At 62.9% G+C, this 25,640-nt stretch carries 27 protein-coding genes and 1 tRNA gene; 12 read left to right on the plus strand and 16 right to left on the minus strand.

Features of this window, described 5'->3' with window-relative positions:
• The first annotated feature begins 26 nt into the window (after positions 1 to 26).
• Together IEY62_RS01990 and IEY62_RS01995 are read left to right on the plus strand one after the other, a co-directional pair.
• Positions 27 to 668, plus strand: coding sequence for a TMEM175 family protein (locus IEY62_RS01990; protein ID WP_189013482.1), 642 nt, complete (start codon positions 27 to 29; stop codon positions 666 to 668).
• A gap of 54 nt (positions 669 to 722) precedes the next feature.
• Complete coding sequence (locus IEY62_RS01995) at positions 723 to 1,229, plus strand: Lrp/AsnC family transcriptional regulator (protein ID WP_011775479.1); 507 nt, start codon at positions 723 to 725, stop codon at positions 1,227 to 1,229.
• A 31-nt stretch (positions 1,230 to 1,260) separates the two neighbouring features.
• Here IEY62_RS01995 and IEY62_RS02000 read toward each other — a convergent pair whose 3' ends face one another.
• Positions 1,261 to 2,496 (minus strand): MFS transporter, encoded by a 1,236-nt coding sequence (locus tag IEY62_RS02000; RefSeq protein ID WP_189013483.1) that lies wholly within the window; start codon positions 2,494 to 2,496, stop codon positions 1,261 to 1,263.
• 165 nt (positions 2,497 to 2,661) lie between these two features.
• On the opposite strand from IEY62_RS02000, the gene IEY62_RS02005 reads away from it, so the two are divergent.
• From IEY62_RS02005 to zapE, 4 genes are read left to right on the plus strand one after another with little or no spacing between them, the layout of a single operon-like run.
• Positions 2,662 to 3,177: an Lrp/AsnC family transcriptional regulator gene (locus IEY62_RS02005; protein ID WP_189013484.1), complete on the plus strand. Its 516-nt coding sequence runs from the start codon at positions 2,662 to 2,664 to the stop codon at positions 3,175 to 3,177.
• Positions 3,178 to 3,196: 19 nt separating this feature from the next.
• Positions 3,197 to 3,622: a DUF1761 domain-containing protein gene (locus IEY62_RS02010; protein ID WP_189013486.1), complete on the plus strand. Its 426-nt coding sequence runs from the start codon at positions 3,197 to 3,199 to the stop codon at positions 3,620 to 3,622.
• 10 nt (positions 3,623 to 3,632) lie between these two features.
• A complete protein-coding gene (gene corA / locus IEY62_RS02015) occupies positions 3,633 to 4,628 on the plus strand; it encodes a magnesium/cobalt transporter CorA (protein WP_189013488.1) in 996 nt (331 codons plus the stop codon).
• On the plus strand, positions 4,625 to 5,776 hold the full coding sequence (zapE, locus tag IEY62_RS02020; protein WP_229784998.1) for a cell division protein ZapE: 1,152 nt from the start codon (positions 4,625 to 4,627) through the stop codon (positions 5,774 to 5,776). Before corA ends, zapE begins: the two co-directional genes overlap by 4 nt.
• Before the next feature lie 51 nt (positions 5,777 to 5,827).
• On the opposite strand, the gene IEY62_RS02025 is transcribed toward zapE, so the two are convergent.
• The 7 genes from IEY62_RS02025 to IEY62_RS02055 form a co-directional block, all read right to left on the minus strand.
• The gene (locus tag IEY62_RS02025) at positions 5,828 to 6,358 is read right to left on the minus strand and encodes a ferritin (protein ID WP_189013490.1); all 531 of its coding nucleotides are present in this window, start codon (positions 6,356 to 6,358) and stop codon (positions 5,828 to 5,830) included.
• Positions 6,359 to 6,411: 53 nt separating this feature from the next.
• Positions 6,412 to 6,783, minus strand: coding sequence for a fluoride efflux transporter CrcB (gene crcB / locus IEY62_RS02030; RefSeq protein WP_189013492.1), 372 nt, complete (start codon positions 6,781 to 6,783; stop codon positions 6,412 to 6,414).
• On the minus strand, positions 6,780 to 7,175 hold the full coding sequence (locus IEY62_RS02035; RefSeq protein WP_229785000.1) for a fluoride efflux transporter FluC: 396 nt from the start codon (positions 7,173 to 7,175) through the stop codon (positions 6,780 to 6,782). The genes crcB and IEY62_RS02035 overlap by 4 nt, the downstream gene beginning before the upstream one ends.
• 34 nt (positions 7,176 to 7,209) lie before the next feature.
• Positions 7,210 to 7,734 (minus strand): universal stress protein, encoded by a 525-nt coding sequence (locus IEY62_RS02040; RefSeq protein WP_189013497.1) that lies wholly within the window; start codon positions 7,732 to 7,734, stop codon positions 7,210 to 7,212.
• Positions 7,735 to 7,773: 39 nt separating this feature from the next.
• Positions 7,774 to 9,486, minus strand: a complete 1,713-nt coding sequence (locus tag IEY62_RS02045) for an ABC1 kinase family protein (RefSeq protein ID WP_189013499.1) — start codon at positions 9,484 to 9,486, stop codon at positions 7,774 to 7,776.
• A gap of 4 nt (positions 9,487 to 9,490) precedes the next feature.
• Entirely contained in the window at positions 9,491 to 10,033 is a 543-nt protein-coding gene (locus IEY62_RS02050) for a PadR family transcriptional regulator (RefSeq protein ID WP_189013501.1), read from the minus strand.
• A gap of 81 nt (positions 10,034 to 10,114) precedes the next feature.
• A complete protein-coding gene (locus tag IEY62_RS02055) occupies positions 10,115 to 10,456 on the minus strand; it encodes a YciI family protein (protein ID WP_189013503.1) in 342 nt (113 codons plus the stop codon).
• A 185-nt stretch (positions 10,457 to 10,641) separates the two neighbouring features.
• On the opposite strand from IEY62_RS02055, the gene IEY62_RS02060 reads away from it, so the two are divergent.
• The gene (locus IEY62_RS02060; protein WP_189013505.1) at positions 10,642 to 11,301 is read left to right on the plus strand and encodes a DedA family protein; all 660 of its coding nucleotides are present in this window, start codon (positions 10,642 to 10,644) and stop codon (positions 11,299 to 11,301) included.
• Positions 11,302 to 11,318: 17 nt separating this feature from the next.
• On the opposite strand, the gene IEY62_RS02065 is transcribed toward IEY62_RS02060, so the two are convergent.
• Positions 11,319 to 12,194, minus strand: a complete 876-nt coding sequence (locus IEY62_RS02065; protein ID WP_189013507.1) for a LysR family transcriptional regulator — start codon at positions 12,192 to 12,194, stop codon at positions 11,319 to 11,321.
• A gap of 151 nt (positions 12,195 to 12,345) precedes the next feature.
• Between IEY62_RS02065 and IEY62_RS02070 the strand changes: the two genes are divergently transcribed.
• Positions 12,346 to 13,329, plus strand: coding sequence for a nitrilase family protein (locus IEY62_RS02070; protein ID WP_189013509.1), 984 nt, complete (start codon positions 12,346 to 12,348; stop codon positions 13,327 to 13,329).
• 22 nt (positions 13,330 to 13,351) lie between these two features.
• Here the strand turns inward: IEY62_RS02070 and IEY62_RS02075 are convergent, their stop codons facing one another.
• Positions 13,352 to 14,743 (minus strand): MFS transporter, encoded by a 1,392-nt coding sequence (locus IEY62_RS02075; RefSeq protein WP_189014392.1) that lies wholly within the window; start codon positions 14,741 to 14,743, stop codon positions 13,352 to 13,354.
• Between the two features lie 232 nt (positions 14,744 to 14,975).
• Between IEY62_RS02075 and IEY62_RS02080 the strand changes: the two genes are divergently transcribed.
• On the plus strand, positions 14,976 to 15,860 hold the full coding sequence (locus IEY62_RS02080) for a helix-turn-helix transcriptional regulator (RefSeq protein ID WP_189013511.1): 885 nt from the start codon (positions 14,976 to 14,978) through the stop codon (positions 15,858 to 15,860).
• 21 nt (positions 15,861 to 15,881) lie between these two features.
• Here IEY62_RS02080 and IEY62_RS02085 read toward each other — a convergent pair.
• The 5 genes from IEY62_RS02085 to galU all read right to left on the minus strand — a co-directional run bounded on the left by IEY62_RS02085 (position 15,882) and on the right by galU (position 19,380).
• Positions 15,882 to 15,954 (minus strand) — tRNA-Ala (locus tag IEY62_RS02085).
• Positions 15,955 to 15,990: 36 nt separating this feature from the next.
• The gene (locus IEY62_RS02090; RefSeq protein WP_189013513.1) at positions 15,991 to 16,791 is read right to left on the minus strand and encodes an SDR family oxidoreductase; all 801 of its coding nucleotides are present in this window, start codon (positions 16,789 to 16,791) and stop codon (positions 15,991 to 15,993) included.
• 6 nt (positions 16,792 to 16,797) lie between these two features.
• Positions 16,798 to 17,682 carry a hypothetical protein gene (locus IEY62_RS02095; RefSeq protein WP_189014394.1) on the minus strand — a complete coding sequence of 295 codons (885 nt, stop codon included), beginning with the start codon at positions 17,680 to 17,682 and terminating at the stop codon, positions 16,798 to 16,800.
• 130 nt (positions 17,683 to 17,812) lie between these two features.
• Positions 17,813 to 18,439 carry a GNAT family N-acetyltransferase gene (locus IEY62_RS02100; protein ID WP_189013515.1) on the minus strand — a complete coding sequence of 209 codons (627 nt, stop codon included), beginning with the start codon at positions 18,437 to 18,439 and terminating at the stop codon, positions 17,813 to 17,815.
• Positions 18,440 to 18,444: 5 nt separating this feature from the next.
• Entirely contained in the window at positions 18,445 to 19,380 is a 936-nt protein-coding gene (galU, locus tag IEY62_RS02105) for a UTP--glucose-1-phosphate uridylyltransferase GalU (protein ID WP_189013517.1), read from the minus strand.
• Positions 19,381 to 19,479: 99 nt separating this feature from the next.
• On the opposite strand from galU, the gene IEY62_RS02110 reads away from it, so the two are divergent.
• The 3 genes from IEY62_RS02110 to IEY62_RS02120 all read left to right on the plus strand — a co-directional run bounded on the left by IEY62_RS02110 (position 19,480) and on the right by IEY62_RS02120 (position 21,393).
• Positions 19,480 to 20,094: a 5-formyltetrahydrofolate cyclo-ligase gene (locus tag IEY62_RS02110; protein WP_189013519.1), complete on the plus strand. Its 615-nt coding sequence runs from the start codon at positions 19,480 to 19,482 to the stop codon at positions 20,092 to 20,094.
• 167 nt (positions 20,095 to 20,261) lie between these two features.
• A complete protein-coding gene (locus tag IEY62_RS02115; protein ID WP_189013521.1) occupies positions 20,262 to 20,534 on the plus strand; it encodes an FmdB family zinc ribbon protein in 273 nt (90 codons plus the stop codon).
• A 70-nt stretch (positions 20,535 to 20,604) separates the two neighbouring features.
• Complete coding sequence (locus tag IEY62_RS02120) at positions 20,605 to 21,393, plus strand: RcpC/CpaB family pilus assembly protein (RefSeq protein WP_189013523.1); 789 nt, start codon at positions 20,605 to 20,607, stop codon at positions 21,391 to 21,393.
• A 14-nt stretch (positions 21,394 to 21,407) separates the two neighbouring features.
• Here IEY62_RS02120 and IEY62_RS02125 read toward each other — a convergent pair whose 3' ends face one another.
• Complete coding sequence (locus IEY62_RS02125; protein WP_189013525.1) at positions 21,408 to 25,583, minus strand: DUF4011 domain-containing protein; 4,176 nt, start codon at positions 25,581 to 25,583, stop codon at positions 21,408 to 21,410.
• Positions 25,584 to 25,640 lie beyond the last annotated feature (57 nt).

Below are 25,640 nucleotides of genomic sequence, written 5' to 3' on the forward strand. Positions count from 1 at the left end.
GCCCTGCTGGTCCTACAATCGGAGGCATGACACAGCTCGCGGGTACACGGGTACTGTCGTCACCGGAACGTTTGCAGGCGTTTACCGATGCCGTGGTGGCGATTGCTTTGACCTTGCTGATCCTCCCTCTCATGGAGAGCGTGGGGGAACTGGCGGATCATCACGGAACTACGGCGCAATGGCTTGTGGAGGAGCAATTCGCCCTGCTGGGTTTTGCCCTCAGCTTCGTCCTCATTGCCGTGTTCTGGACGCACCACCATCGGCTGTTCCGTAATGTCCGGCAGATCGATGCAGGGCTGTTGTGGCTGACCGTAGCCTGGATGTTCTTCATTGTGGTCATGCCCGTGTCCACGTCGCTCTCCACCCAGATGGACGCCGACTGGGCCCAACCCCTTGTGTACATCGGGACATTGTTTGCCACCAGCCTCATGCTTCTGCTGGCACGCGTCTATCTCAGTTCACATCCCGACCTTCACCACATGGACGCCGTGGAGGTACGCTCCGGAATCCGGGCCGGTGCGATCGTGGCCGGGCTTTTCCTCGCCGCCCTGCTCGTTGCGGTCGTGATTCCGTCCGCAGGAAATCTGCCATTGCTCCTGATGTTGCTGAGCGAACCACTCCAGCGGTTGGACCGCAGAAGGGACCGCAGCCGGCCCGCAAAACGATAGTCACCTGAAGAATTCACCGCTTAGGATGGGTGAAAGGCAATTTCAGGAGGATCCGTGAGCAACCCCACGAAGAATGTTCGGTCAAGCACGGGCAGCGCAGAGCCGTTGGACGCGATCGACGAGCGGATCCTTGCTGCCTTGGTGGACGACGCCCGCATTTCCAACAAGCAGTTGGCGGAGCTCGTGGGGATCGCCCCGTCCACGGCCCTGATGCGGACCAGGGCATTGTCCGAGCGCGGCATTATTGAAGGCTTCGAGGCCGTGCTGAGTCTGCCGGCCATTGGCCGCTCGGTACAGGCATTGATCGCTGTCCGTCTCCGGGCCCACGACCGTGACCAGATCGACCGCTTCACGGCGCGCGTGCCCAAGCTTCCAGCCGTCATCTCAACGTTCCACACCACCGGTTCCGTGGACTATCTGCTGCACATCGCCGTCGCGAATACCGATGACCTCCGCAACTGGCTCCTGGACAACCTCGCCACCGACCCCGTGGTCGGCCACACGGAAACCACCATGGTGTTCCAGCACATCCCGGGCAACCGGGGACCACTCCCCGAGTAGCTCCGACCCTGTCAGCACCGGCTTTGCAGCGTCAGTCCCGCAAGGCACCCTTCATGGACACGGCGGCCAACGTCAGCGCCGCCAGGCCACACAGTGCGGTGAAACCCACGACGGCGGCCTGCAGGCCAAGTGCCGTTACTGCGATTCCCAGCCCGATCACCGGAACAGCGCTGCCCAGGTACGTGATGACGTAGACAGTGCTGATGACCTGCGCGTGGCGGGCGGCCTCCACTTTTCCGGCGACCTCGTTGAATACCTGCCGGAAAGCAATGCCCTGGCCCATGCCGGCCGTGATGCTCGCTGCCACCAGCAGCCAAGGACTTGACCACGCCGCGGCAGCTCCCACGAGGACCACGGATACGCCCAGTACCGCGAGCGCCACCGGAACAACCAGGCGTCCGCGGACACCCAGCAATTGGCTGAGTGCTGATGCGCCCAGGGTGACTCCGGCCAGCACTCCGATCAAGGGCCGGGAGTCAGCGTGAACCACTGTGGCAAAGTATCCGGGCGCCAATGACAAGCAGAAACCGAACACCGCAAAGCTCAGGAATCCAGTGGCGGCCGCCATCCAGAAAGCTCCCCTGGCATCTTTTGAGATGGACGGCTTCCGCGGGGCCAGCACCCTGTGGGCTTTGGGGCCCTCAGCGGGGGCGATCGCAGGCCTGGCTTTCAGCAGCCACAGGGGGATCAGTGCAGCCAGCAGCACAGCCGAGTGGACGTAGTACGGCGTGCGGGTGGGGTCCGGGAGGAGCGACAAAAGACCGCCTATGGCGGGGCCCGCCGCCACGCCGCCTGCCGAAGAAAGCAAGGTGAAGCGCGAAGCCCAGTCCGGGCGTTGGGGCAGCAACTCCCGCAGTGCCGCGGAACTTGCTCCAGTAGCGAGCCCAACTGCGACACCCTGGAGCGCCCTGCCGGCAGAAAGGGCAAGGAGGGAGTCCGCGTTGGCGAAGATCGCTCCACCCACCAGACCCACCAGGACTGCAAGCACCAACGCTGCCCGGCGCCCGATGTGGTCCGACCAGTGCCCTGCCACCATGAGGACCGCTACCAAGGCCAGGACATAGCTTGAGAAAGCCACGGTCACGTCAAGCGATGACAATCCGATCCTGGCCTGGAGCAAGGGGTACAGGGGCGTGGCGAGGTTCGCGCCAACCAGCAACGTGAAGATCACCACTCCTGCCAGGACCAGCCTGGCCGTGGTGGAGGCATCCCATCCCCAGCGTCCGGCGGTGGCCGGACGCATGCGGAGTTCGCTCAAGACAGTCATTTCCATGCCTTCGGACTTGGTGGCCGGTTTCCTTGTGGGAAACACCCGCCGGCTAACTATTGATGGCAATAGAATGCAGGAGCACTGAGCTAGGCGAAGTGTAAACATGCAAAGATTGAGCAAAATACCCAAAGACGTAGCTGCCGAGTGATCTGGAGTGACCATTTGAACACCCTCGACCCCATGGACCTGCGGATCCTCCTGGAACTCATCAAGGATCCGCGCATCCAGATCGCCGAACTAAGTGACGGGCTGGGCATCGCGAGGAACACCGCCCAAAGCCGACTGAAACGCCTGCTCCGTACGGGCGTCCTTCAGGCCGCGGGACGGGAGGTCGACCTGGAGAAGGTGGGATACGACGTCGTCGCTTTCGTCACGATCGAGGTCACCCACCGCGAACTCGACGGCGTTATCGGCGCCTTGCGCCTCATCCCCCAGGTCCTGGAAGTGCATGAAATCTCCGGGCGGGGTGATCTGTGGTGCCGGGTGGTGGCAACCGATACCCACAACCTGCAGTCCGCGCTGCGTTCCGTCCTCCGGACAAAAGGAGTGATCAGGACAGAAACGGTGCTGGCGCTTCACACGCACATCCCATACCGGACGGAACCGCTCATCGGCCGGATGGCCTCAGCACCAACACGCAGCAGGAACGAGAACCAGAGCCCGGGCGCAGAAGCCTGAACGAACTAGGATCTTAGGCATGGATTGGCTCTCACATATCTCCCAGATCAACTGGCTCGCCGTTCTCCTGGCCTTCGTTTCAAGCATGGTGATCGGCTTTGTCTGGTACATGCCGGCAGTTCTTGGACGCAGGTGGATGCAAGCCATTGGCAAGACAGAGGACGATCTGAAGAACATTGACGGCGGGGCCGGCATCTGGGTACCCATGATGCTCGCAGCAGCAGTAACCAGCATTCTCCTGGCCATCCTGCTCAGCGCGCTTGGCATCAACACTTTCTGGGCAGCCGGCGTTTTCGCTTTGATCCTCGCCGTGGTCTTCCGTGCCGGGGGCCACGTGATCCACAACGGATTTGCGGGACGCCCGTCGGCCGTAACCGTCATCGATTCAGGCCACGACATCATTGCCATGACCGTCGCGGGCGCCATCATCGGGGCCATGCAGTAGCGTTCAACCTGTGACCATTATCGACAACGCCGTGTACGTGGACGGCGTCCGCACAGCAACCCCGCACAGCCTCGAGCAGACCTTCGAAACCCTCGCAAAACATGGCGGCATGGCCTGGATTGGCCTCTACCGCCCCACGCAGGAAGAAATGGCCGCTGTGGCCCGGGAGTTCGGACTTCACCGGCTCGCGGTTGAGGACGCTGTTTCCGCACACCAGCGGCCCAAGATTGAACGCTACGACAGCAATCTCTTCACGGTGCTGAGGCCGGCCAGATACCTGGATGACACCGAATCCGTGGAGTTCGGGGAACTGCACATCTTCACCGGCGCCAACTTTGTGGTGACCATCCGGCACGCTGAAACCGGTGGAGTTGCCCGGGTCCGCCACCGCTTGGAAGAACGGCCTGACCTGCTCTGCCACGGGCCCGAAGCAGTGCTGTACGCGCTCCTTGACCAAGTGGTTGATGACTACGCGCCCGTGGTCGCCGGCCTGGAAAACGACATCGACGAGATCGAGGACCAGCTTTTCAGCGGCGACAGCGCCGTATCGCGAAGGATTTATGAGCTCGCCCGCGAAGTGATCCAGTTCCAGCGGGCCATCCAGCCACTCCCGGACATCATGTCCCTCCTGGAGCGGGGCTTCGAAAAGTATGGCGTGGACATAGAGCTCCAACGCTCCCTGCGGGATGTTGAAGACCACGTTCAGCGCGTTATTTCCCGGGTGAACTCCTTCAGGGACCTGCTGCAGAACGCCCTCACTCTGGACGGCACGCTCACTGCCAACCGGCAGAACGAGGCCAGCGCCGCACAAAACGAGCAAGTCAAGAAAATCTCCTCCTGGGCTGCCATCCTCTTCGCACCATCGTTCGTGGCGGGCATCTACGGAATGAACTTCGACAACATGCCCGAACTCCACTGGGACTTTGGCTACCCCATGGCCTTGGGCCTCATGGTGGGCGCGGCGCTGCTGATGTACCTCATCTTCAAACGCAAAGGGTGGCTGTGAGGCCTCTGTTGAGGCCAACTCCACGAGCAACCCGGGACATCGCCCAAAAATTGCTTGAAGGAATAAACATCGACGCCGGACAGTCCGGCTTTGCGCTCGAAGACAGCCAGCAGCGGGCAGCTGTACGGCTGGCGGCCATGGGCGCGGAGGTGACGGTCCGGCGTCGGACCCTCTCCAGGAAAGCGCCTCGAAGCCTGTACCTCCACGGACCTGTGGGGCGCGGAAAGACCTGGGTGATGGACAGCTTCTTCGCTCAGTTGGACGTGCGGAAACGGCGGGTCCACTTCCACGACTTCTTCCGCAGCCTCCACGCCGGAACCCACGGTTCCAATGCGGGCAGTTCGACGGCCATCCAACAGTCCGTGGACTCTCTGCTGGATGACATTGACGTGCTCTTCTTTGACGAATTCCACGTTCACGACGTCGGTGACGGCATGTTCATTGCGCGCCTGCTGCGCACCGCCGCGCAGCGACGCATCCCCTTGGCGGTCACGTCCAATTACGCGCCGGACGAACTCCTGCCCAACCCCCTCTGGCACGACCATTTCCTGCCCACCATTGAGGCCATCAAGGAGATGATGGACATTGTGAAGATCGACGGTTCGTCCGACTTCCGGCGTTTCCCGGCATCGGGGTCCACACCGCCGCAAGGGTCCGAGTCATTCAAGGCTGGACAGATCATCACACCCGGTACGCCCCGGCAGCTGGGCCGGCTGGGCCTGTTCATTCCGTCAGAGGTCCAGAGCCGGGTGCTGACCCCTACTACCCAACCAATCGTGGTCAAGAACTCTGATCCCGAGCTCCTTTGGGTCGGCTTCCAGGAGTTGTGCGGCGGGTTGACCTCCACCTCCGACTATCTGGCCCTGGCGGAAACATTCACGACATGGGTGATCGACGGCGTCCCCTCACCTGCGGAAGCTGATGCAGCATCCGCTCCGGCCTGGCAAAGGTTCAGCAATGTGGTGGACGTGCTGCACGATCAGGACATTACGTTGTTCCTGGTCGGCCCAGGCCCGCTGGACTGGGACTTGGATGCCGACCGCAGCGGCCTTCCGGTGGACTTCGCCCGCATCGCGAGCCGTCTGTCCTTGCTCGGCCGGTCCCACGGGGACGACGACGATGCACGCGAAGAGGCCGCCGGAAGCTGAGCTTCCTGCGACCTCTTCGTCAGACGTATCGCATCGAGGCGTTTCCGGCTCCTAAAGGACGCCACCGGCGGCGGAGGGCGCGCTGGCATCGTGACCGCCGTCGCCCACTGCCTCGCGGGCGACGTAGTTCTCAATGTCGAAGAGATTCTCAGCGCGTTCGGTGATGTTGAGCAGCGTAGTCATCGATGCGACCTCTTCAACCTGCTCCTTGAGGAACCACAACATGAACTGCTCACCCAGGGCGTCACCTTCGGCACGGGCAGCACGGAACATTTCCTCAATGTTGCGGGTGACTTCCCTTTCCTGTTCCAAGGCAAGGGCGATGGGTTCCTTGGCGTTGGTGAAGTTGTTCCGCACAGGGGCAACTCCCGGGATTTCCACGTGGACGTTACGGTCCAGCATGTATTGCACCATCATCATGGCGTGATTGCGTTCTTCCAGGGACTGGCGGTAGAAATGCCGGGCAAGCTGTGGCAAATCCTCACCGTCAAAGTACACAGCCACGGCGATGTACTGCTGGGAAGCTGCAAACTCATTGGCAACCTGGGCGGACAACAGTTCATTGAAAGTCTTCTTAGCCATGGCTCGATCCTACAGCCGCGCGATTGCGTCCTTCATGGGCGCGCGCACACTGCCTACGGCAGGAGAAAACTGAGCCCGACACCGGCTGCGGCGGCCAGGACACAGGCGGCCATGGACCCCACGCCGTTGATCAGGGCCAGCCCCGTCCTGCCGCTCTGGATAAGCCGGATGGTCTCCAGGCTGGCCGTGCTGAACGTTGTATAACCGCCCAGGAAACCGGTGCCCAGGACCAGATACAGGGACCCGGACGCCGCGCCGCGCATCATCAACCCGGCCAGGAAGCCAAGCACCAACGAGCCGGAAACGTTGATCAGGATTGTGCCCCACGGGAGCGCGGTCTTCAGCCTGGCGCGAATGAGGCCATCCACCAGGAATCTGGCAGCAGCACCGACTCCTCCGGCCACACCAAGCAGGAGGACCGTCATGAGCGGGCGCCTGCGGTCAGCCTGTGATGCCAGGCGCCGAGCCATATGCCCGCAGTCGTGGCGGCGGCCCCACCCAGGAGGCTTGCCGTGAGGTAGCCGGCAGCTGCGGGAGCCGCATCAGCGGCCAGCAGGTGGACGGCGTCCACCGCCAGAGTGCTGTAGGTGGTGTAGGCGCCCAAGAACCCCGTTCCCAGCGCAAGCCGCAAGACCCGCCGGCTTCCGACGTCGGGACCCCTGCGGGAGAGCCCCTCCAGAAGGGCGCCAAGAGCCAAAGCCCCGGAAAGATTGATGATCAGGGTGGGCAGGGGCCAAGCTCCGGGCGCCGGGATCACGGTTCCCAGGCCATAGCGTGTCAGTGCACCCAGCACCCCTCCCGCGGCGACGATTCCCATGAACCCCCAATGCAGGTGGACAGGGCGTTTGGCTCTATTCCTCGTCATCGTAGTCCGGGACCCGCGGGTTCACTGGCACCACCAGCACAGGGCGATTCTGCCGGTGTGACAGATGGCGGGCAACGGAACCGGCGGTTGCGTCTTTAAGTGCCGCGGTCAGGTGGTGTTCGCGCGTACCCACCACAATCATGGACGCTCCAATGTCCTCGGCCTCCCGGGCGAGCGCCTTGGCAGGCTCGCCCGCCAGCGGTGCGACCGACCATTGGATATCAAGTCCGGCCAGTTGACCGGCGATGGTGGTCTTCAGGGCTTCGACGGCGTTAGGGGCATCGCCGTCCACCCCGTCGGGATCAATCGGTGCCGCCGGTCCTCCCGTGGTTCCGTCCACGGGATAGACAGTGACATCGGCGTAGGCGAACACCAGCGGAAGGCCTGCGCCGGCAGCCACCAAGGCCGCTTGCTCCACAACCGACGGATGCTGCCCAGGCATGACGCCTGCCAGGATGGGCCCGTTCAGGCCGCCGGATGCCTCGCGACGACGGGCGGGGGTCTCAGTCACAGGGTAATTCTACGGCGCAGCAGCTCAGGGTCGTGGCCCTCACCGACTGTGTCGGCGCCCCGTCAGCAGGGCACCCAGCAACGGGATCAGTGACGAAAACATGAGCACACTGCCAAGCAGTACATCCCCTCCCCGGACCACGGAACCGGCTATGAGCAGCGCACCGAACATCACAGCGGCCACCCCGTAACGGACCAGGCGGATGATCCGCGCCAGCTGGCGTTCCAGCTTGCGGTTCGAGACCTGCAGGGAACCGTCCTCCACCCGGGTAACCAGGTTGTCCAGCCGTTTCGGCAGGCGCAAGGCCAGCGTTGCTGCATCAACGGCCTGGGCCGCAATGTCATTTACCAGGTTGCCGCGTTCATCGCGCAGGAGCTGTGCCGCGTAGGGCTCAACCGAGTCCCACAAGTTGAACCGGGCATCCAAGGAACTGCAAACCCCCGAGGTGAGGGACATCGCGCGGACAATGAGCAGAAAGTTCTCGGGTAACTGAAACGGCAACGAGCGGATGACGCTTCCGAATTCTGCCCCGAACTCCCGGAACTCCCGCGGGTCCACGTCACGCAGCTCAGCAAAGCCCATGCCGCCAAAGCGGGCAAAGAGCTGCGTCATGGCCCGCTCCAGTTCTCCCGTATCAGCAGAGGGCATCAGCACGCCGACATCGCTGATGGCATTCACCAACCCTTTACCGTCCCGTGAGGCCGCCGCTATCAGGAGCTTCCGAAGGCCGGTCCGTGTTTTCGCTGGAACTTCGCCCATCATGCCGAAATCTATGAAGGTTAGCTTCCAGGGGTGTTCCGGGGCGCCGGTATTCGGGGTGACGAAGATGTTTCCGGGGTGTGGGTCTGCGTGGAAGAAGCCATTCGTGAACAGTTGGTCAAACATCACTGAAGCGAAAACGGGTGCGACAGTCGCAGGATCAATACCCGCCAACCGCAGCGCCTCCGCATCCATGATCTTAATGGCGGTCACATCTTCAAGCGTCAGCACACGGCGGGTGGTCCGCTCCCACACCACTCCCGGCACAGTCACCCGGAGGTCATGGGCGAAGTCTGCCGCGAACCGCTCCGAATTCGCGGCCTCGTTCAGGTAGTCAATCTCCTCCAGGCTGGTCTGTGCGAATTCCTTGATCAGCGCGGGAACATCGGCGCGGTCTGACACAATGCGGATCCGGCTGAGCCACCCTCCTACCCTGCGCAGGGCAGCCAGATCGATATCGACGATGGTCTGTATCCCGGGCCGCTGGACTTTGAACACCACGCTGCTCAGGCCAGTGTCCTCTGCGTTGCCTGCCAGAAGCTTGGCACGGTGGGCCTGTCCCAGCGAGGCCGCCGCAATGGGCACCTCCTCAACGGAGGCAAACACCGACTCCAAGGGGGCGCCCAGTTCTGACTCCGCAAGTTGGCGGATAGCTGGAAACGGGACAGGCGGCACTTCGTCCTGGAGGCCCTCCAACTCGGCGGTGATCTCCGGCGGCAGGACGTCAAGCCTCGAGGACATGAACTGTCCCACCTTGATCATCAGTCCGCCAAGTTCCACCGCTAGTTGGTGGAACCGTTGGGCGAAACGCCGCATTCGGCGGGCACGATTGCGGTCAGTCAGCCGGCGCAGGCCCAACCTTGGCAGGAATAGCTCGAACCACCACGTCACCGCAAGATGCCAGGCGGCAAACCGCAGGATGCGACGGTAACGGGCACTTGCACTCACAGCGCCCGGGACGTGCTCTGCCTGATCCGGTCGAACCGACGTCACCCGTTCAGTCCTGGGCGAGGATCGAGTACAGACGGCGGCGTGCCTCCTCGAGCACCGTCACCGCCTCCCGAACTTGCTGAGGCGTTCCCGTCCGGCCCACCTGCGCTGCGGCCTGGGCGAGCTCAACCCCGGCTTTGGGCAATGCGGCGAATCCAGGACCGGATGCAGCACCCACGGAGCCCCAGGGTGCCGCTGTTTCGGAGCTTGCCACATCTTCCCTGCCCGCTTCGGTCAGGGCGTAGATCTTGCGTCCGCTTGCTTCCTCCGAACTGACGAATCCCTCATCGGAGAGCAGCTGGAGTGTTGGGTAGACAGAACCGGCGCTGGGCTTCCAGCTACCGCCGCTGCGCTCCTCGATTTCCCGGATGATCTGGTAACCGTGCATGGGACGCTCTGCCAGAAGGGCCAAAATCGCCGTCCTTAACTCGCCCCGGCCGGCCCGGCCCCCGGATCGCTTCTCGAAGCGTGAGCGAAACTCCTCAACGGCCTGCCACATGCCGTCCAGGTTGTTGCCCATAAAGCCATTGGAAGGGAATGAATTGTGCATCAAGCTCACCTCTGAAAGTCACGAACGATACTGAACGATATAGTTAACGATATAGGTGGAGTGCGAGCAAAACAATGGGCGTCAGCTGGCAGGATCGTACTGGAACGCCCTGACCTCCTGCGCGCAGCGGCAAGCCGCCGCCATCCTGGCAGCCCATCCCAGAGCTGCATCGTAGGAAGGCAACTCGAGGATGGAATAACCACCGTCGAGCTGCGTCGTCTGTGGGTACGTGCCCTCCCGAACCAAGCCACCGCCGTCGACCATGACCGGCGGGACGCTTTCATCGATACCCCCGCCGAACACCCACACTCCCGCGTCCTTGGCCTCCTGCACTACGGCATGTGCAGCGGAAGCCACTGCCGGGAGTTCGTCCGCCGGGATGTCCATGGCGGCACTGGGAAAAGAGATCAAATACTTGGTCATCGCGGATGCTCCTTGGGGCACGGTCCGGTGGTCTGTTCATCCTTGCCGATCCGCCGGGTCCTGGTAAAGACCAGGATGGGCCTCTGGAAGCGGGGCGGCAGCGGTCCTTCCAGGCAGGGCTGCTTTGCCCAAAAGCACTCGTGCCAATAGCGTTTACTGTGCCGAGGCCATGAAAGGGCAAAGAGTTGATCAGTGTACTGAGAGCCCAAGGTTCGACCGAAGACTTGACCGGCATAGTGGGAATCGCTGCCCGGGTGATTGATGCCCTGGGCGAATGGGGTGTCGGCCTGATGACGTTTCTGGAGACGGTGTTCCCGCCGATCCCCAGCGAGGTGATACTCCCCCTCGCGGGCTTCCTCACCCAGCAGGGAAGCATGAACATCGTTCTGGTCTTCGTCACCAGCACGCTTGGCGCCTACGCGGGGGCGCTGGTTCTGTACTGGCTCGGCTACAAGGTTGGCCTGGAAAGGTCGATCACGCTGCTGTCCAAACTCCCCCTGGTGGACAGGGAAGACTTCGAGAAAGCCTCCGGCTGGTTCGAACGCCACGGCAAGTCCGCAATCTTCTTCGGCAGGTTACTCCCCGGGGTACGGAGCCTCATCTCCCTGCCCGCAGGCGCCGAACGGATGAACCTCATGACGTTCTCCATTTTTACGATTGCCGGCGCAGGCCTGTGGAACGCAATACTGATCGGCCTCGGCTCGTTACTGGGCACCCAGTACCACTTGATCGACCAGTACTCGCGGTTCCTCAACTACGCCGTGTACGCGGCGTTGGCGGCTTTCCTGGGGTGGCTCCTCATTCGAAACGTCAGGCGCCGGCGAAAGTCTGATGACCGCCGGTAGTGCTGCGCTGCCTCACCTCAGCCCAGGGTCCTGACTGAGTTCAGGAAGGCGGACACGAGTGGATTTTGGACCTCACCCAGCCACGCGGTTCCAATGGCCCAGGACGCCGCGGCAAGGGGAATCGGTATCAGGTTTACCCCATCAGGGACGATCGCTGCGGAGCGTGCCGGCACCAGGGCCGAACCTGCTCCTGCCGCGACCAGGGCCAACACCGTCAACAAGTCGGAAGTCTCATGGAGGACTCCGGGCTTGCAGTCCAGCTCCGCGAACAATCGGCTGGTTTGAGAGGCGAGCCCGGGTCCCCGCGTCGGTAGCAGTCGAATCAGTGGACGGTCGTGGAACCACGATTGCAGCCCTGCGAAATCTGTTTCAGGAGCAGGCTCATTCCTTGGAAGGGCGAGCGCCAACCGATCGTGCCGGATGACTTCCGATGCGATGTCGGGCGGTGCCGGCAGACGAACAAAGCCGACACTGAGGGCGCCATCGCGCAGGGCATCGAACTGTGCCGATGAGGACATGTCTTCGAGCCCAATCTGGATTGTCGGGTGCGTGGCCCGGAAGTGTGCCACCGCGAGCGGGGCGACGTCCATGGACGACATTCCAAAGCCTACGTTCAACACACCCAGGGCTCCTGCCGCCACCTGCTCCATCCTTCGGGCAAGTGCATCGGCCCTTCGGACCACGTCCATCGAGTCCACCAGCAGGGCATGTCCCGCAGGGGTCAGGACTGCGCCGTGGCGCCCTCGAGTGAACAGTGTGCTCCCCGCCTGACGTTCCAAGAGTTGGATCTGCTTGGTCAGGGCGGATTGGGATGTCAAGAGCACCTTTGCGGCAGTGCCGAAATTACCGGTCTCGGCGACGGCGATGAATGAGCGCAACAGGCGTAGTTCCATGCCCCGACACTACCTAAGCATGGAGCTACGCCTGGTCTTGATCCTTCGGCAACTTCCATTCCTGATCAGAATGAAAAAATGGAAAATTTTCATTGGACGGAATGTAATGCGGCGGTCGAGCATTGGAAGGTCCGCAAAAAAGGAGAATTCCATGTCCAAGGATCCACAACCCACACTTCGCGCCTCAGCCGTGCAGTTCGAAGCAGTCCCCGACCGCCCTGACCTCAACCTCGAAACCATTCGCCGGCTGGCAACTGCAGCGGCGGCCGGCGGCAGCCAACTCATCGCATTTCCGGAGATGTGCTTGATCGGATACTGGCACCTTCGCAGGCAGACGACCCAACGGTTGATGGAACTGGCCGAACCAGTGGACGGTCCCAGCGTCAGCACGATCCGTGCCCTCGCCCTCCAGCTGGAAGTTGGTATTGGCGTGGGGCACCTCGAGACAGACAGCGCCGGCCGGCTCTACAACTCGTACACAGTTTGCCTTCCTGACGGGAAGCTCCACACGCACCGCAAGATCCATGCTTTCGAACACGACGCCGTGGACAGCGGCTCCGAATTCACAGTCTTTGATACTCCGTGGGGCGTCAAAGCCGGAATCCTGATCTGTTGGGACAACAATCTCGTTGAGAACGTACGGGCGACGGCCCTGCTCGGCGCCTCCGTGCTTCTGGCTCCCCATCAAACCGGTGGTACCAACTCGCGGAGTCCACAAGGCATGAAGCCAATCCCCAGGGAGCTATGGGAAAAGCGAACTGAAGATCCCGCGGCCATCGAAGATGCCTTCCGCGGGCCCCATGGCCGGGGGTGGCTCATGCGCTGGTTGCCATCGCGGGCCCATGACAATGGGATCTTCATTCTCTTCAGCAACGGGGTTGGGCGTGACGACGACGAAATCCGGACAGGAAACTCAATGATTATCGACCCTTACGGCACCGTCATTACAGAAACCTGGGCTGCCGATGAAGCGATAGTCACAGCCGACCTCGACCTCGCACTCATACCCCTTTCCACCGGAAGACGGTGGCTGCGCGGACGCAGGCCCGACCTGTACGGCGTGCTGACTCAGAGCCAGGGCAACGAGCTTGCTCCCCGCGCAGCCCGCTTCTCTTCCGATCCTGTGCAGATGTAGCGCTCGAGTCCGAGGCACACCGTCATCTGGAGATGACCGGTGTCGGTTTGCGGAGAAATATCGCCACGCAGAGAGCCGCCAGCACGCAAAGCCCGGCGTTCACCCAGATGGCGGCGGTGACGCCGCTGAGAACTGCAGGAATATCATGGTGGCCGCTGGCAAGCAGGTGCGCGGTAAAGATGGCGCTCATGACCGGTATGCCCAGGGTGATGCCGATCTGTTGGCTCATGGTTGCCAGTCCGGTGGCCAAACCCTGCTCGGATTCGGGCAGGCCCGATGTTGCCGTGACCATGAATCCGACAATGACCACGAGGTTCGCGACTCCCCCGATGAACGTTGCCCCCAGCAGCAGTCCGATGGAGGCAGGATCAGCGCTGAGCAACACGAGCAGGCCGGTGGCCGTTGCCTGGACGATGAATCCATAAACGATCGCCTTCTTGCTCCCGATCCTGCCGATGACCTTTGGCCCGAGGACACCGCCCAGAACAGTCCCAAGGCCCAATACGGCGAACGCAAGGCCCGCAGCAAACGGCGTATAGCCGAGGACCCGCTGCAAATACAGCGTCAGGAGGAAGACCAGGGACGTCTCCGTGACGAACGCCAGAATGCCTGCGATGTTGGCCCATGCCACACTTGACCGCTTAAGTATGTCCAGCGGCACCAACGGCGCCGCCGCACGCCGCTCGACTGCTGCGAAGGCACTGAAAAATACGACGGCGGCCCCCAGGGCACCCAGGGTCTGCGGATCGGTCCACGAGTGTTCGGCCGCATGAGTGAGTCCGAAGACCAAGGCCAGAAGGCCAAGCGTCACCGTGATGGCGCCCGGAACGTCCAACCGCAGCTTGGCAGCGGGCTTGCTCTCGGCCAGGACGATAGGAGCGACGGCAAGCACGGCAACGGCCACTGGAACGTTCAGGAAGAAGGCCCACCGCCAGCTGAGGAGGTCGGTCAGGAGCCCGCCAAGGATGGCGCCTGTGGTGAAACCGGCAGCCATAAGGGAACCGTTGAGGCCCAGCGCTTTGTCCCTGAGCGGTCCTTCCGGAAACGCGTCCAGCAACAGTGACAAGGCCGTCGGCACGACGATGGCTGTCGCGATGCCCTGACCCACGCGGGCGGTCAGCAACACCGCCGGGTCGGCCGCCATGCCACCGGCCAGTGAGGCGGCCCCGAGCAAGGCCATCCCTGTGAGGAACATCGTGCGGCGCCCAACGATGTCGGCGACACGCCCGAACAGCAAAGTCAGCCCGGCGGCGCATAAGGCGAACGCCGTCGCAATCCATTGGAGGTTCTCCAAGCTGAAGCCGACGTCGGCGCCGATGGCCGGGAGGGCGACATTGAGGATGGAGAAGTCAACGGCCAGGGTGAAGCTGGCCGCGAGCAGGATGAGGAGCGCCAGCCGCTGCCTGCCTGCCATCCGTCCTGGTGGCGAGGTATTGCCGCGTGCCCCTGTTGGGGACGGAACTGGTCCTGTGGATACGTCGGGTTGCGAGGTCATTGCTGTTGCCTTTCGGTGGAGTCGTGGCTGCGTCCGTCGGCAGCACCTGGAACCTCCACATTCACCGAATGCCAGGGCATCAACCACACCCCCTCTTGCCTACCCCTGGCAGGGACAGGACAGCATCCGGCCGGACCGGCAGAATGGGTTCATGACTAGTCAAAGCGAACTTGGGGAGTTCCTTCGTGTCCGGCGCGCTTCCCTGCAGCCGGAAGATGTCGGCCTTCTCAACTACGGCATCCGCCGCGTGCCAGGGCTTCGCCGGGAAGAACTGGCGATGCTTGCCGGAGTCAGCAGCACGTACTACACGCGCCTTGAGCAAGGCCAGAGCAGCAACGCCTCCGAGGCTGTCATCGAATCAATTGCCCGGGCCCTGAACCTGAACAGCGATGAACGTACGCACCTTTTCAACCTTGCCCGGGCCACGACCACCAAAAGACGGACAGCCACCAAGCCGGACAAGGCAAGGCCCGGTACCCTAAGGTTGATTCATTCGATGCCCACCACACCGGCCGTCGTCCTGGGACGCCGGAGTGAAGTGCTGGCATGGAATACTCTTGGCCACCGGCTTGTCGCCGGGCACCTGGACTTCTCTGCGCCTTCAACGCCGGCGGCAAGGCCGAACCTGACCCGGATGTTGTTCCTCGACGCCCACACCCGTGAGCTGTACACAGATTGGGCGGAGGAAGCCAGGCGGGCTGTTTCATCGCTGCGCTTGGTTGCCGGTCAATCCTCTGACGACCCTCAACTGGCGTCCCTGGTGGGCGAGCTGACCATGAAAAGCCAGGAATTCGCAGCCTTGTGGGCCCGCCACCCGGTTGAGAACTGCATGTCCGGGCTGAAGCACCTGCATCACCCGCATGTTGGTGGTCTGGTGCTCAACTTCGAGGTCCTTACCCCTCCGGACGAATCGGGCCACCGGATCATCATGTACGCAGCCGATCCTGGATCTTCCGCCGCAGAAGCCCTTCAATTGCTGGCGTCAAGCCACGTGGGGGAAGTACCCGAGGAAACGCGTTCACTGCCGGCGAGATAGCAGCTGTACGGAAGTTATCTGTGGAGCTAAGGAGATTCGAACTCCTGACCTCTTCGATGCGAACGAAGCGCTCTACCAACTGAGCTATAGCCCCTGGAGCAGGCGTTTCAGCCGGACCAGTGTCCCTAGGCTACAAACTTTCCCGGCGCTTTTCCAACCAGGACACGAACGTCTCCGTGCCAAGCGCTTTCTCCGGAGCGAGGTTGTGTCCGGAACGCAGGAACGCCCCCATGCGGCCGGGCAACGCAACACCGACAATCACACCCCGCGCACCCGTCACAGCCTTCCAAGACCCGGCCATGGCGCGCATGGAGAGCACCTCCGGACCAGCCACCGTCCGCAGGTGGTGCTGCGCAGGAACGGAATCCGCCACTGCTTCTTCCAGCAGCACAGCGGCAACATCGGCTGGAGAAATCGTCTGGAAGTCCACGTCCTTAAAGACCGGGATCAGCCCGACCCGGGCGCCTGCAGCGAAGATACCGGCAACCAGGCCGTGGAATTGGGTCGCCCTGACCATCACGGTTTCCAGCGGCGCCCCGGCGTACTTTCGTTCCTTGTCCGCTTTGGACACGTAATAGGGAAACCCGCTGAGATCACAGTTGATGATGGACAGCATCACGGCCCTTGGCACCCCGTTCGCGTGGGCAGCAGCGAGAAGCCGCGCGCCGCCGTCGGCGAATTGTTTTTGCGCCCTGCCGAACTGGCCCTCAAGGCAATCAATAACGACGTCGGCACCCGCCACTGCGGCCGCCAGGCCTTCGCCTGTGGTGACGTCGCCGGCGAAGTAAGTGGCGCCGTCGTGATGACTGGCAGAACCGACCGGCGGAACGTGCCGGCTGAGGACTGAAACCTTATGCCCTGCCGCCAAAGCGAGCCGGACAACCTCGCGTCCCACCTGTCCAGTGCCACCAGCGACGCAGATGGAAGACATGGCCTGTTACGCGCGGCGTCGTTGCAGGACATCGTCCAGGTTGCTCAGGGCGCTCTTGGTCGAGGCCGCGGCGGTTGCAACTGCTTCAGCGGTTCCTGCAGCCTGCTTCAGGACAGGCTTTCCGACAGGCTTTGGCGATTCGGGGAGGTCCAAAGGTTGAGGGGCCGGGCGGGGCGCCTTGGCAGCATCAACATACGTGGGCTTGGGAACTTCAACGGGCTTCCAGCTCGCACCTTTGGAGTCAACGGCGGCTTGCGCCGACTCGTCGCCGGCCGCAACCGCGACGGCCAGTGCTGCTTGGCGAAGTTCAACTGCCGACAAGCGGGCGGCCTCACGGCTGGTGGCTTCGGCGTCGAAAACTGTGGTTTCCTTCGCCTCGACAACCGGTTCTTTCGGCAGATAGCGTGCCGGCGTAGGGATGGGCGACGCCTGCGCTGCACGGCGTGCGCGTCGTTCGCGGAGATCCCGAAGGGCGAGTTTACGCAAAACGACGACGGCGACCACCGCACCGATGAGCGAGACCAGAGGCAACCAGACAGTGCCTGTGCCGAAAAGACGAAGGATCCCGGAAACGATTGCCGTCACCAGCAAGGCGAGCCCGGACACCGCCAGGGTGAGCCTCGCATAGCGGATGGTGAACGGCGTACTGGACGACTTCCCCAAGGATGGCTCTGACGCGCGGGATTCCTGGGGCGACGCCTGTGCTTTGCTGTGCATGGTCTCCATCGGTTTCTCCTGCTGAGGTGCCAAAGTCAGTACCACCCCTGCCTGCGGTTCGTCTGGTTCGTCGTCGAAGGCCTCTGCTGGAACAGCGGCCGCTTGGACTTGTTGCCGCCTGTTCCGAAGAACGTACGGCGCCACCCAGACCATCCACAGCGCGACAGTGACCACGAGTATCACTGAGCTGCTGAGAGGGAAGTCCACATTCAAAACCGTAGAAGCAAATCACCGGGGGCGGCGGCATTGCGGCCGGTGTGTCGTGGTCGAGTCCGCAAATGACTGGAGATAAAGCCGAAAAGCCCTATGACCTGCCCGTTTGTCCTTTGAGCCATCTGCGCAGGAGCCCTTCCGGGACCTCCTCCGAGGTCAACGCAAAGGACCGGTGGTCGGCCCACTGCCCGTTGATGTGCAGATACCGTTCCCGGTACCCTTCGTCGCGGAATCCGAGCTTTTCCACCACCCGCAGGCTGGGCCCGTTTTCGGGACGGATGTTGATTTCCATCCGGTGCAGCCCCAGCACGGTGAAGCAGTGGTCCGTGGCCATGGCCACCGCGGTGGGGGCGATGCCGCGTCCGGCCCGGTCCTTGTCCACCCAATAACCCAGCGTGGCCATCATAGCTGATCCCCACACAATGGAGGAGACGGTCAATTGGCCAACGATTGCGGGTTCCCGCTCGCCCGCCGTGCGTTCAACAATGACGAAAGGCAAAGCGGTGGACTGGCGGGCCTGCTCGTTCAAGGACGCAACCATTTGGCGGTAGCTGGGGAGGCGGCCACCCGGGGCCGGGTTGGACGCCTCCCACGGCGCCAGCCAATCACTGTTCCGGGAACGGACCTCGGACCATTCCCGCTTGTCGCGGTAGCGGATTGGCCGAAGGGCCAGGTCTCCGCACTCCAGCGTTACCGGCCAGATCGCAGAGCCGTACATCCGTGTTACTGGGGAAGCGTGGCGGTGAAGTTCGGCAGCCACTCGCGCAGCTCAGGACCAAGGTCCTCACGTTCACACGCGAGCTCGATGCAGGCCTTGAGGTAGCTGAGTTTGTCGCCGGTGTCGTAGCGGCGGCCGCGGAAGACCACGCCGTACACGCCGTAGCCTTCGCCTTCTCCGGCAGCCAGTACCTCGAGGGCATCGGTCAGCTGGATTTCGCCACCTCGGCCGGGGCCGGTCTGCTCCAGGACTTCGAAGACGGCCGGGTGCAGCACGTAGCGGCCAATCACGGCGAGGTTTGAAGGTGCTTCTTCCGGGGACGGCTTTTCCACCAACTGCTTGATCCGCACGTATCCGTCTTCGCCGATGTCCTCGACGTCGGCGCAACCGTAGGCGCTGATCTTGGAAGGCTCCACCTCAATGAGGGCCACCACGGAACCGCCGGTCTTCTGCTGGACCGCGATCATTTCGCTCAGGAGGTCGTCGCGGGCGTCGATGAGGTCATCGCCCAACAGGACGGCAAAGGGCTCGTAGCCGACGTGCTGCTTTGCACGAAGGACGGCGTGGCCGAGGCCGTTCGGGTCACCCTGCCGGACGTAGTGGATGTCGCCGAGGTTGGTGGCGGACTGAATCGCCTCGAGCTTGGCGGTGTCGCCCTTTTCAGCCAGAGTCGCTTCAAGCGCCGGCACCCGGTCAAAGTGGTCTTCCAGGGCGCGCTTGCTGCGTCCTGTGATCATGAGGACGTCGTGCAGGCCAACCTTCACCGCTTCTTCGACGACGTACTGGATGGCGGGCTTGTCGACCACAGGCAGCATTTCCTTCGGCATCGCCTTGGTGGCGGGAAGGAACCGGGTACCAAGACCCGCTGCGGGGATGACGGCCTTACGGACAGCGTTGTTATCGAGAGTCACCGGACTAATGTAACGGAAGGAACAGAGCATCAGCTAAACCCCCCGCCGCGCGGGCCGCACATTTTATTGCCGGCGACACACCAGGAAACACTTTAACTGCACCCGACGAACTCCCAGGATTGGATACAGATGGCATCGAAAGAAGACATCCGCCGAAGCCGGCGACTGTACAGAAGGGCCCTGACTTTCGAGCAAATCGCCGAAGCCGGCGAAGCCTTGGCCCGGCACGGTTCCACGTGGGCTGAAACCGTCACCTCCGGCGAAGCCGCCATGTTCGCGGTATACGTGGGGGTCGCCTTCGAGCCACCCACCATGCCACTGCTTGGAGCCCTTCATGAAGCGGGCCATGATGTCCTGCTTCCCGTCTGCGAACCGGACCGGCAGCTGAGTTGGGTTTACTGGACGCCGTCCACGGTGTTCGTTCGATCCAGCTACGCACCCATCGACGAACCCGTGGGCGAGCGGTTGGACAGCTCCGTGGTTGCCTCGGCGGCCGGGATCTTCATGCCCGCTACCGCCGTGGACAAGGACGGGAACAGGATTGGCCAAGGCGGCGGCTATTACGACCGGCTCCTGCAGGGCCTGGACGCTTCCGGTCGGCGGCCGCCCACCATCGCGGTGGTGTACGACGACGATCTGTTGCCTTCAGGCTCCATACCCGCCGAAGCCTTTGATCGCCCCGTGCGGGAAGTGCTGACACCTTCGGGCGTTGTGGTGCTCGAAAACGCGGCAGAACCCGCCTGACTCCTGGCTGTTCCAGGTAGATTCCGGTTGGTGAGCTCCGGCACAAGTGCTGGCACGCGATGGTGGGACGGATGATAGAATTGGCACTCAGGCCCTGGGACTGCTAATGCGAACGTTGTTCGGCACAGCGGAACAGGACCTGAACTTTGTCCTAAAGGAGGAACTCAGTGCCCACATACGCATACGCCTGCAAAGACTGTGACCATGCCTTCGACATCGTCCAGTCCTTCTCAGACAGCTCCCTGACAGAGTGCCCTGAATGCAAAGGCACGCTGCGCAAGAAGTTCAACAGCGTCGGCGTTGTCTTCAAGGGCTCCGGTTTCTACCGCACCGACTCCCGCGACGCCAAGGGCAGCACCGTATCCGCTGCGCCCACGGCACCGGCGGCACCAGCGGCTGCGGCCACCCCCGCTCCCGCACCGGCCGCTGCAGCAAGCTAGCTCCGGAACTTTTCCACATAGGAAACCAGGCCCCTGTTAGGCGGCCGTGGCTGCTGGCTACCGTGGCGGCATGTCACACACATCCCGCAGTGCCCTCCTTGCCCTTGCCGAGCGATCAGCACGAACAGCTGGACATGAACGGTTGCAGCACTATCCGCCATCTCCCCTCGGGCGCCTTCCCCGGGGGTTGGGACGCACCGGGCGCAGCGGGCCTCCACAGCGAAAACGCACACTTAGGGCGTGGCTTGCCCGCAACCGACGGCTTTGCGTCGCGTTGCTCCTATGTCTTGCTGCCGGGCTGGCTGTCCAGCAGCTGACTCCTGCGTCGGCTGCGCGGGTCAGCGTCCTTGTGGCAGCCCGCGACCTCCCGGCCGGTGCAAGCCTGAAGGAGTCCGATTTCATCAGGGTCGATGTCGCAGCAGAATTGGCCCTCTCCACATCCGTGGATGATGTCGCCACCCTGGTTGGGCGACAACTGGCTTCACCGTTGCACAAGGGTCAAACACCTACGGAATCAAACCTTCTCGGCCCTGGTCTGCTCACGGGCACCCCCGCAGGTTCCGCCGCCGTCCCCCTCCGCATGGCAGATCCTTCCTCCATCCAACTCCTGTCGCCGGGGCAACTGGTGACGGTTGTCCTCACGGCGTCCGGCAGCTATGACGAATCCCGGCAGAGCCAGGTTCTGGCGGGTCCTGTCCCTGTGCTCTGGACTTCGACCCAGGGCGGTAAAGCCGGCGAATGGCTTGGCACCAGCGATACCGAAGGGCTGGTGGTGGTCGCCGCCAACGCCCAACAAGCAGAAAAGCTTGCCGGCGCATCCACGCAAGGCAAGCTCTTCTTCGTTCTGGTCAGCCCGTGAAGCTGTTCAATCGATCAGCCCCAGTGCGGGGGCTTCTGCTCCTTCAACCACTGCTCGTGGTCATAGCCTGCTTCATCGCCCCATCTGCGGGGATCGTCCTCCGCGGCCTTAGTAGGGAGGATACCGCCGGAGCTGTGCTTGGAAGCCGTCGGCTCTGCGGTCTTCTCCACTGCCGCGTTGTCCGATCCACCGTTGTCCGATCCACCGTTGACTCCGGTAGAGCCGTCGGGCGAACCGTTTCCTTGTTCCGTCATTGGTACTTCTTTCCTGTCCCCTGCCTGGTCCCGCGCCCCCTTGGCATCCTCCGCGGTGTGGTGATCCGGGCCGGTGGCCGGGGAACGGGTGAACACTGGCTGCGCCTTGTGCAGATTCAATTGTTCAACATCCATGTCCAGGAAGCCATGCTGGGACGACTCGGCAGACTTTGGAATGTGGTTCTCCAACCCAAGGTAGGAACCGATGCGGTCGGCGCAGGAGGACGGGTCAGTAAAGACCTCGATCGTCCACAGCGACATATAGCGCCACCCCATGCGCTCCAGCAGTTGCGGCCGCAACCTGCTGCGTTCCCGGACACTCATGCGCCGGTACCGCTCTGTGCCATCGGACTCGATGGCTACGGGCGTGGGAATTTCAGCGCCCTCCCTGCCAATGGTGTGCACTGGATCGGCTGCGGCGGCAATGTCCAGCACGCCGTCGTAGAGGTGCCAGACCCTCGCGCCACGGGCACGCAAACGTTCGCCCAGATCCGCCACCAACGGGTCCTCGCCAAGAGCTTGCTCGCTGGCAACGGCACGGGAGGCCGGAGTACCGAGGTTGCTGTTCCCCGAGAGTTCCCTGTCCAACAACTCGTAGAAGTCCACTGCTCCGTGGGCCAGGCGATCCAGGTCGAGGTCTTCGGGCCGGAAGCAGCTCAGGACGTGCATGGAGCGCCGCGCCCTGGTCATCGCCAAGGCAAAGCGGTTGCGCCCACCCTCAGTGGACAGCGGCCCGAAGGAGTGGAGCGCCCGGCCATGCGGGGTGCGGCCATATCCGAGGGAGAAGATCACATGGTCCCGGACAAGGCCCTGAGCGCGTTCCAGATCCACCACGCGGAAAGATTCGGGTCCGGCAGCAAAGAAGGAAGACAGCAATGGATGGTTTGGCAGTTGAAGCCTGATTGCCTCGCCGATCCTGGCAGCATGGCGCAGGCTTGCCGTCACCACGGCCAGGCTGGTCCGGGGACGCAGCGTGGCGTGTTCAAAGACAAGATCCACCACACGGTTGACCTCGGCAGTGACCGACTCAACCCCCTCGTGATCGGCTCCCGGAAGGCCCGTGCCATCAGGGATGTATTCAACAAGGATCGAGCGATCCAATCCCGTGACCGAGTTGCCGTCAGGCAGTCGCTTCAGCCCGCCGTCGTAGTAGTTCTTGCTCAGCTGCAGAATCAGGTCTTCGTCCACTGCCCGGTACACCCAGTTCAACTGCCACGATGGCAGGACCCTGGCCAAGGCATTGAAAGCACTCTCCACAGTTTCGTGGCTCGCGACTCCGGCAACCGGGGGTTCGACGGCCACGCTGAACGTCCGCGCATTGGCAATCTTCGCGTCACCAAATGCAACTACCTGCCCTGCGCGGGCGATTGCGGGAAGGACTGCTTGCAACGAGGTGGACTCAGCGTCGATGACGACAACAGCATCAAACTTCTGCTCGGCAGGCAGCACACCGGTAAGCAGGTACGGGCTGACGGACCACACCGGCACCAGCAAAGGCACGAGGTCCGGGGCTTGGGCACTCAGCGCTGGCAGTGTCACCCGGCCGTCCTTCAGCAAGGCACGCAGCAGTTCCGCTTGGCGCGGGTGGTCCACCAGTCCCTGGCGCCATCTCTGGGCCAGCTGCCACCGGAGCCGGGCGGCACCACTGGCGATGTGGGCTTGGTCTGCGAGGCGGAATTCAGCTTCAAGACGCCGCAGGGAGTCGCCGTCGGACATCGCGAGATAGTCGTCTCCACTGATCATCGCTTCTAGCGCGGACTGCCACCACGCCAGGTCCAGCTCTGCGGCCACCGAGGATGCCGGGACCTCCCGCTCCGCCAGATCCGCCAAGAGCTCCCCGAGGCCGTGCTCGCGCATTTCCTCGATGAGGAGCGTGCGTTCAGGCAACGTTTCGAGCGTGGCGGTGTCAGCCACTAGCTGTTCCAGTCGTTCCATCAGCTCCGCGTAGGGCGTACCGTGAAGCGAGCCCCCGGCCGATGTGTGTTTGAGTGCCTCACCGAGGCGCCGCAGTTCAGCATCCAGCTCCCGGTAAAGAGCGCCGAGATCGGCCAGGCCGGAAGGCACGGCCGGGTGCCGCTGCGTGGTGGCGTAACCGGCCCACAATGCACGCTGCTCCTGGACAAGGACAAGCGAGCTGTGGAGGTCGGCAATGTGAACGCCGGGCCGCACGTACTCCTTGGCGACCCGCCGCAGGCGGGACCTCTGCATGGAAGGCATCTCAATGTTCCGCTCGCGGCGCCAAGCAGAACTGGCCGTCGCGGAGATCAAGTCGTGAACCGGACGGTCAAAGATATCCGGCGTGAACTTGTCCAGGCTCTCGCGCACGGCGATCAGGAGTTCGAGCTGAGCGCCCCACTCCGTGAAGGTATCTCCCAGGCGGATCTCAGCATGGTCGGACACCTGCTTCATGCGGTCACGCAGGACCGGGAGCTTCTCAGCCGCAACGCGGGCAAGCTGCTGCGCTTCCTCGGTTTCCTTGCGGGTAACCAGTCGGGCACCGTACCAGGGGCTGGTGGTCGAAGCACGGCTGAAACTGCCAAGTTCGGCAGCGCGACGCAGCCGGGCCGCCAGCTCTTCCCGGTCCTTGATGTTGTCCAGGACACTGCGCTTCAAGCGAACCGTCGTGGAGGGAGCCGGGTGGATCGATGTCAGTTCAGCGAGGGACTGCATGGCCTGGTACGGGGAGCATCCCCACCGTTCACGAACGTTATGCAGGGAGGCGACGTGGTCCATTAGCGCGTGCCGATGCCCGGTCAAGGTCTGGTGAAGGTTTCCAAGCTGGGGCTCCAGCGCCTTCTCGTTGCGCATGATGGCCCGGACCAGCTGGCCCTTGAGCTGCTGGGGGGTGGTTCCATTGCCGGGACGGAAGAGAAGCGAATCAAGGCCCAGTGATTCCAGGTGCGCGGAAAGCCCGGCGAGGCTGGACTGCCTGTCCCCCACCACCAGGACCGACTTGCCTTCGCACACCAACGCGCCAATGGCATTGATGGCTGTCTGCGTTTGTCCGCTGCCCGGGGGTGTGCTGACCACCAGGGAGTCTCCAGCGCGAACGGCGTCCACAACGTACTGCTGGTCCGTGTCGGCGTCGAGCAGGAGCAATTCTTCGGCCGGGTCACGGAGGTCCAGGCTGGGGAACCTGCCTGCCTTGATGGATTCCGGCTCAATGTCGCCACCGTTGGCCGCAGTCGCCAGGGCCGCAACCGTGGGGTTGTTCAGGTTGATCCAGGGATCATCCAGGTTGCCCGACAGATCGGCCAGTGTTGTGACCAGTAGGTTGAACTCAACCTCAGCGCCGTGGATGGGCTGAACCAGCGTTGACAGGCGATCCAGGACTGGTTGCGGATCCAAACGTGCGGTGTTGTAGGCCATCCGGGCCACGGCGTTGACGTCGAAGACGATGCCATGGACAGTCTTGAGGTGCCGCACCAGGGCAGGGTTCATCCGGGCTTGCTCGGTGAGCTGGAGTTCGAAGTCGTCCTCCCCCGGCCGGACCGTAAGGACGATGGAAGTGAGCATCACGGGTGCGGAGACGCGCTGTGGCTTGCCGCCCACCGCCGACGTCCACACCACGGTGCCGGCGGAAAGATACCCGGCTTCGATACCGCGGTCATTGCTGAGTTCGAAGATCTTGGAACGGATATTGCGGGCCGCGCGGGCCGCAACCAAGTACTGCTGGCGGTCCCGGATCAGGGTCGACAGACGCGTCCGGCGCCCTGCAAGCAACTGCGCCAGCCCCGAAGGGTGCGCGTTGCTGAGGTCAATGGCGCCTTCGGGCGTCTTGACGAAACGCAGCATAGTGTCGGCCCCGGTGACAGGTTTGAGACCAGACAGCCATTTGCGGAGCTCTTCGGAGCCCTCTTCCTGGCCTTGACCTACTGACACAACTTCTGCCTTCTTTTCTGTACTAGCTTTAGACGCCTTGGACCATACCGGCATACTTTCGAGGGTAGCGGGAATCCACGGCCAGCCCGCTCCGCAACGCTGTTCCGACGC

Source organism: Paenarthrobacter histidinolovorans (genome assembly GCF_014647595.1).
GTDB classification, from domain to species: domain Bacteria; phylum Actinomycetota; class Actinomycetes; order Actinomycetales; family Micrococcaceae; genus Arthrobacter; species Arthrobacter histidinolovorans.

What these genes read in the sequence shown, in the direction of transcription:
- galU (WP_189013517.1), bottom strand. Translation starts at nt 19,380, where the DNA reads ATGCTCTGTTCCTTCCGTTACATTAGTCCGGTGACTCTCGATAACAAC.
- IEY62_RS02055 (WP_189013503.1), bottom strand. Translation starts at nt 10,456, where the DNA reads ATGACCAAGTATTTGATCTCTTTTCCCAGTGCCGCCATGGACATCCCG.
- IEY62_RS02000 (WP_189013483.1), bottom strand. Translation starts at nt 2,496, where the DNA reads ATGACTGTCTTGAGCGAACTCCGCATGCGTCCGGCCACCGCCGGACGC.
- IEY62_RS02025 (WP_189013490.1), bottom strand. Translation starts at nt 6,358, where the DNA reads ATGGCTAAGAAGACTTTCAATGAACTGTTGTCCGCCCAGGTTGCCAAT.
- IEY62_RS02075 (WP_189014392.1), bottom strand. Translation starts at nt 14,743, where the DNA reads ATGGCAGGCAGGCAGCGGCTGGCGCTCCTCATCCTGCTCGCGGCCAGC.
- IEY62_RS02035 (WP_229785000.1), bottom strand. Translation starts at nt 7,175, where the DNA reads ATGGGAATCGTCGCCGCGGGAGGGGTGCTGGGTGCACTGACACGCTAT.
- IEY62_RS02080 (WP_189013511.1), top strand. Translation starts at nt 14,976, where the DNA reads ATGACTAGTCAAAGCGAACTTGGGGAGTTCCTTCGTGTCCGGCGCGCT.
- crcB (WP_189013492.1), bottom strand. Translation starts at nt 6,783, where the DNA reads ATGACGGTCCTCCTGCTTGGTGTGGCCGGAGGAGTCGGTGCTGCTGCC.
- IEY62_RS02125 (WP_189013525.1), bottom strand. Translation starts at nt 25,583, where the DNA reads ATGCCGGTATGGTCCAAGGCGTCTAAAGCTAGTACAGAAAAGAAGGCA.
- IEY62_RS02100 (WP_189013515.1), bottom strand. Translation starts at nt 18,439, where the DNA reads ATGTACGGCTCTGCGATCTGGCCGGTAACGCTGGAGTGCGGAGACCTG.
- IEY62_RS02050 (WP_189013501.1), bottom strand. Translation starts at nt 10,033, where the DNA reads ATGCACAATTCATTCCCTTCCAATGGCTTTATGGGCAACAACCTGGAC.
- IEY62_RS02090 (WP_189013513.1), bottom strand. Translation starts at nt 16,791, where the DNA reads ATGTCTTCCATCTGCGTCGCTGGTGGCACTGGACAGGTGGGACGCGAG.
- IEY62_RS02120 (WP_189013523.1), top strand. Translation starts at nt 20,605, where the DNA reads ATGTCACACACATCCCGCAGTGCCCTCCTTGCCCTTGCCGAGCGATCA.
- IEY62_RS02065 (WP_189013507.1), bottom strand. Translation starts at nt 12,194, where the DNA reads ATGGAACTACGCCTGTTGCGCTCATTCATCGCCGTCGCCGAGACCGGT.
- IEY62_RS02070 (WP_189013509.1), top strand. Translation starts at nt 12,346, where the DNA reads ATGTCCAAGGATCCACAACCCACACTTCGCGCCTCAGCCGTGCAGTTC.
- IEY62_RS02010 (WP_189013486.1), top strand. Translation starts at nt 3,197, where the DNA reads ATGGATTGGCTCTCACATATCTCCCAGATCAACTGGCTCGCCGTTCTC.
- IEY62_RS02110 (WP_189013519.1), top strand. Translation starts at nt 19,480, where the DNA reads ATGGCATCGAAAGAAGACATCCGCCGAAGCCGGCGACTGTACAGAAGG.
- IEY62_RS01990 (WP_189013482.1), top strand. Translation starts at nt 27, where the DNA reads ATGACACAGCTCGCGGGTACACGGGTACTGTCGTCACCGGAACGTTTG.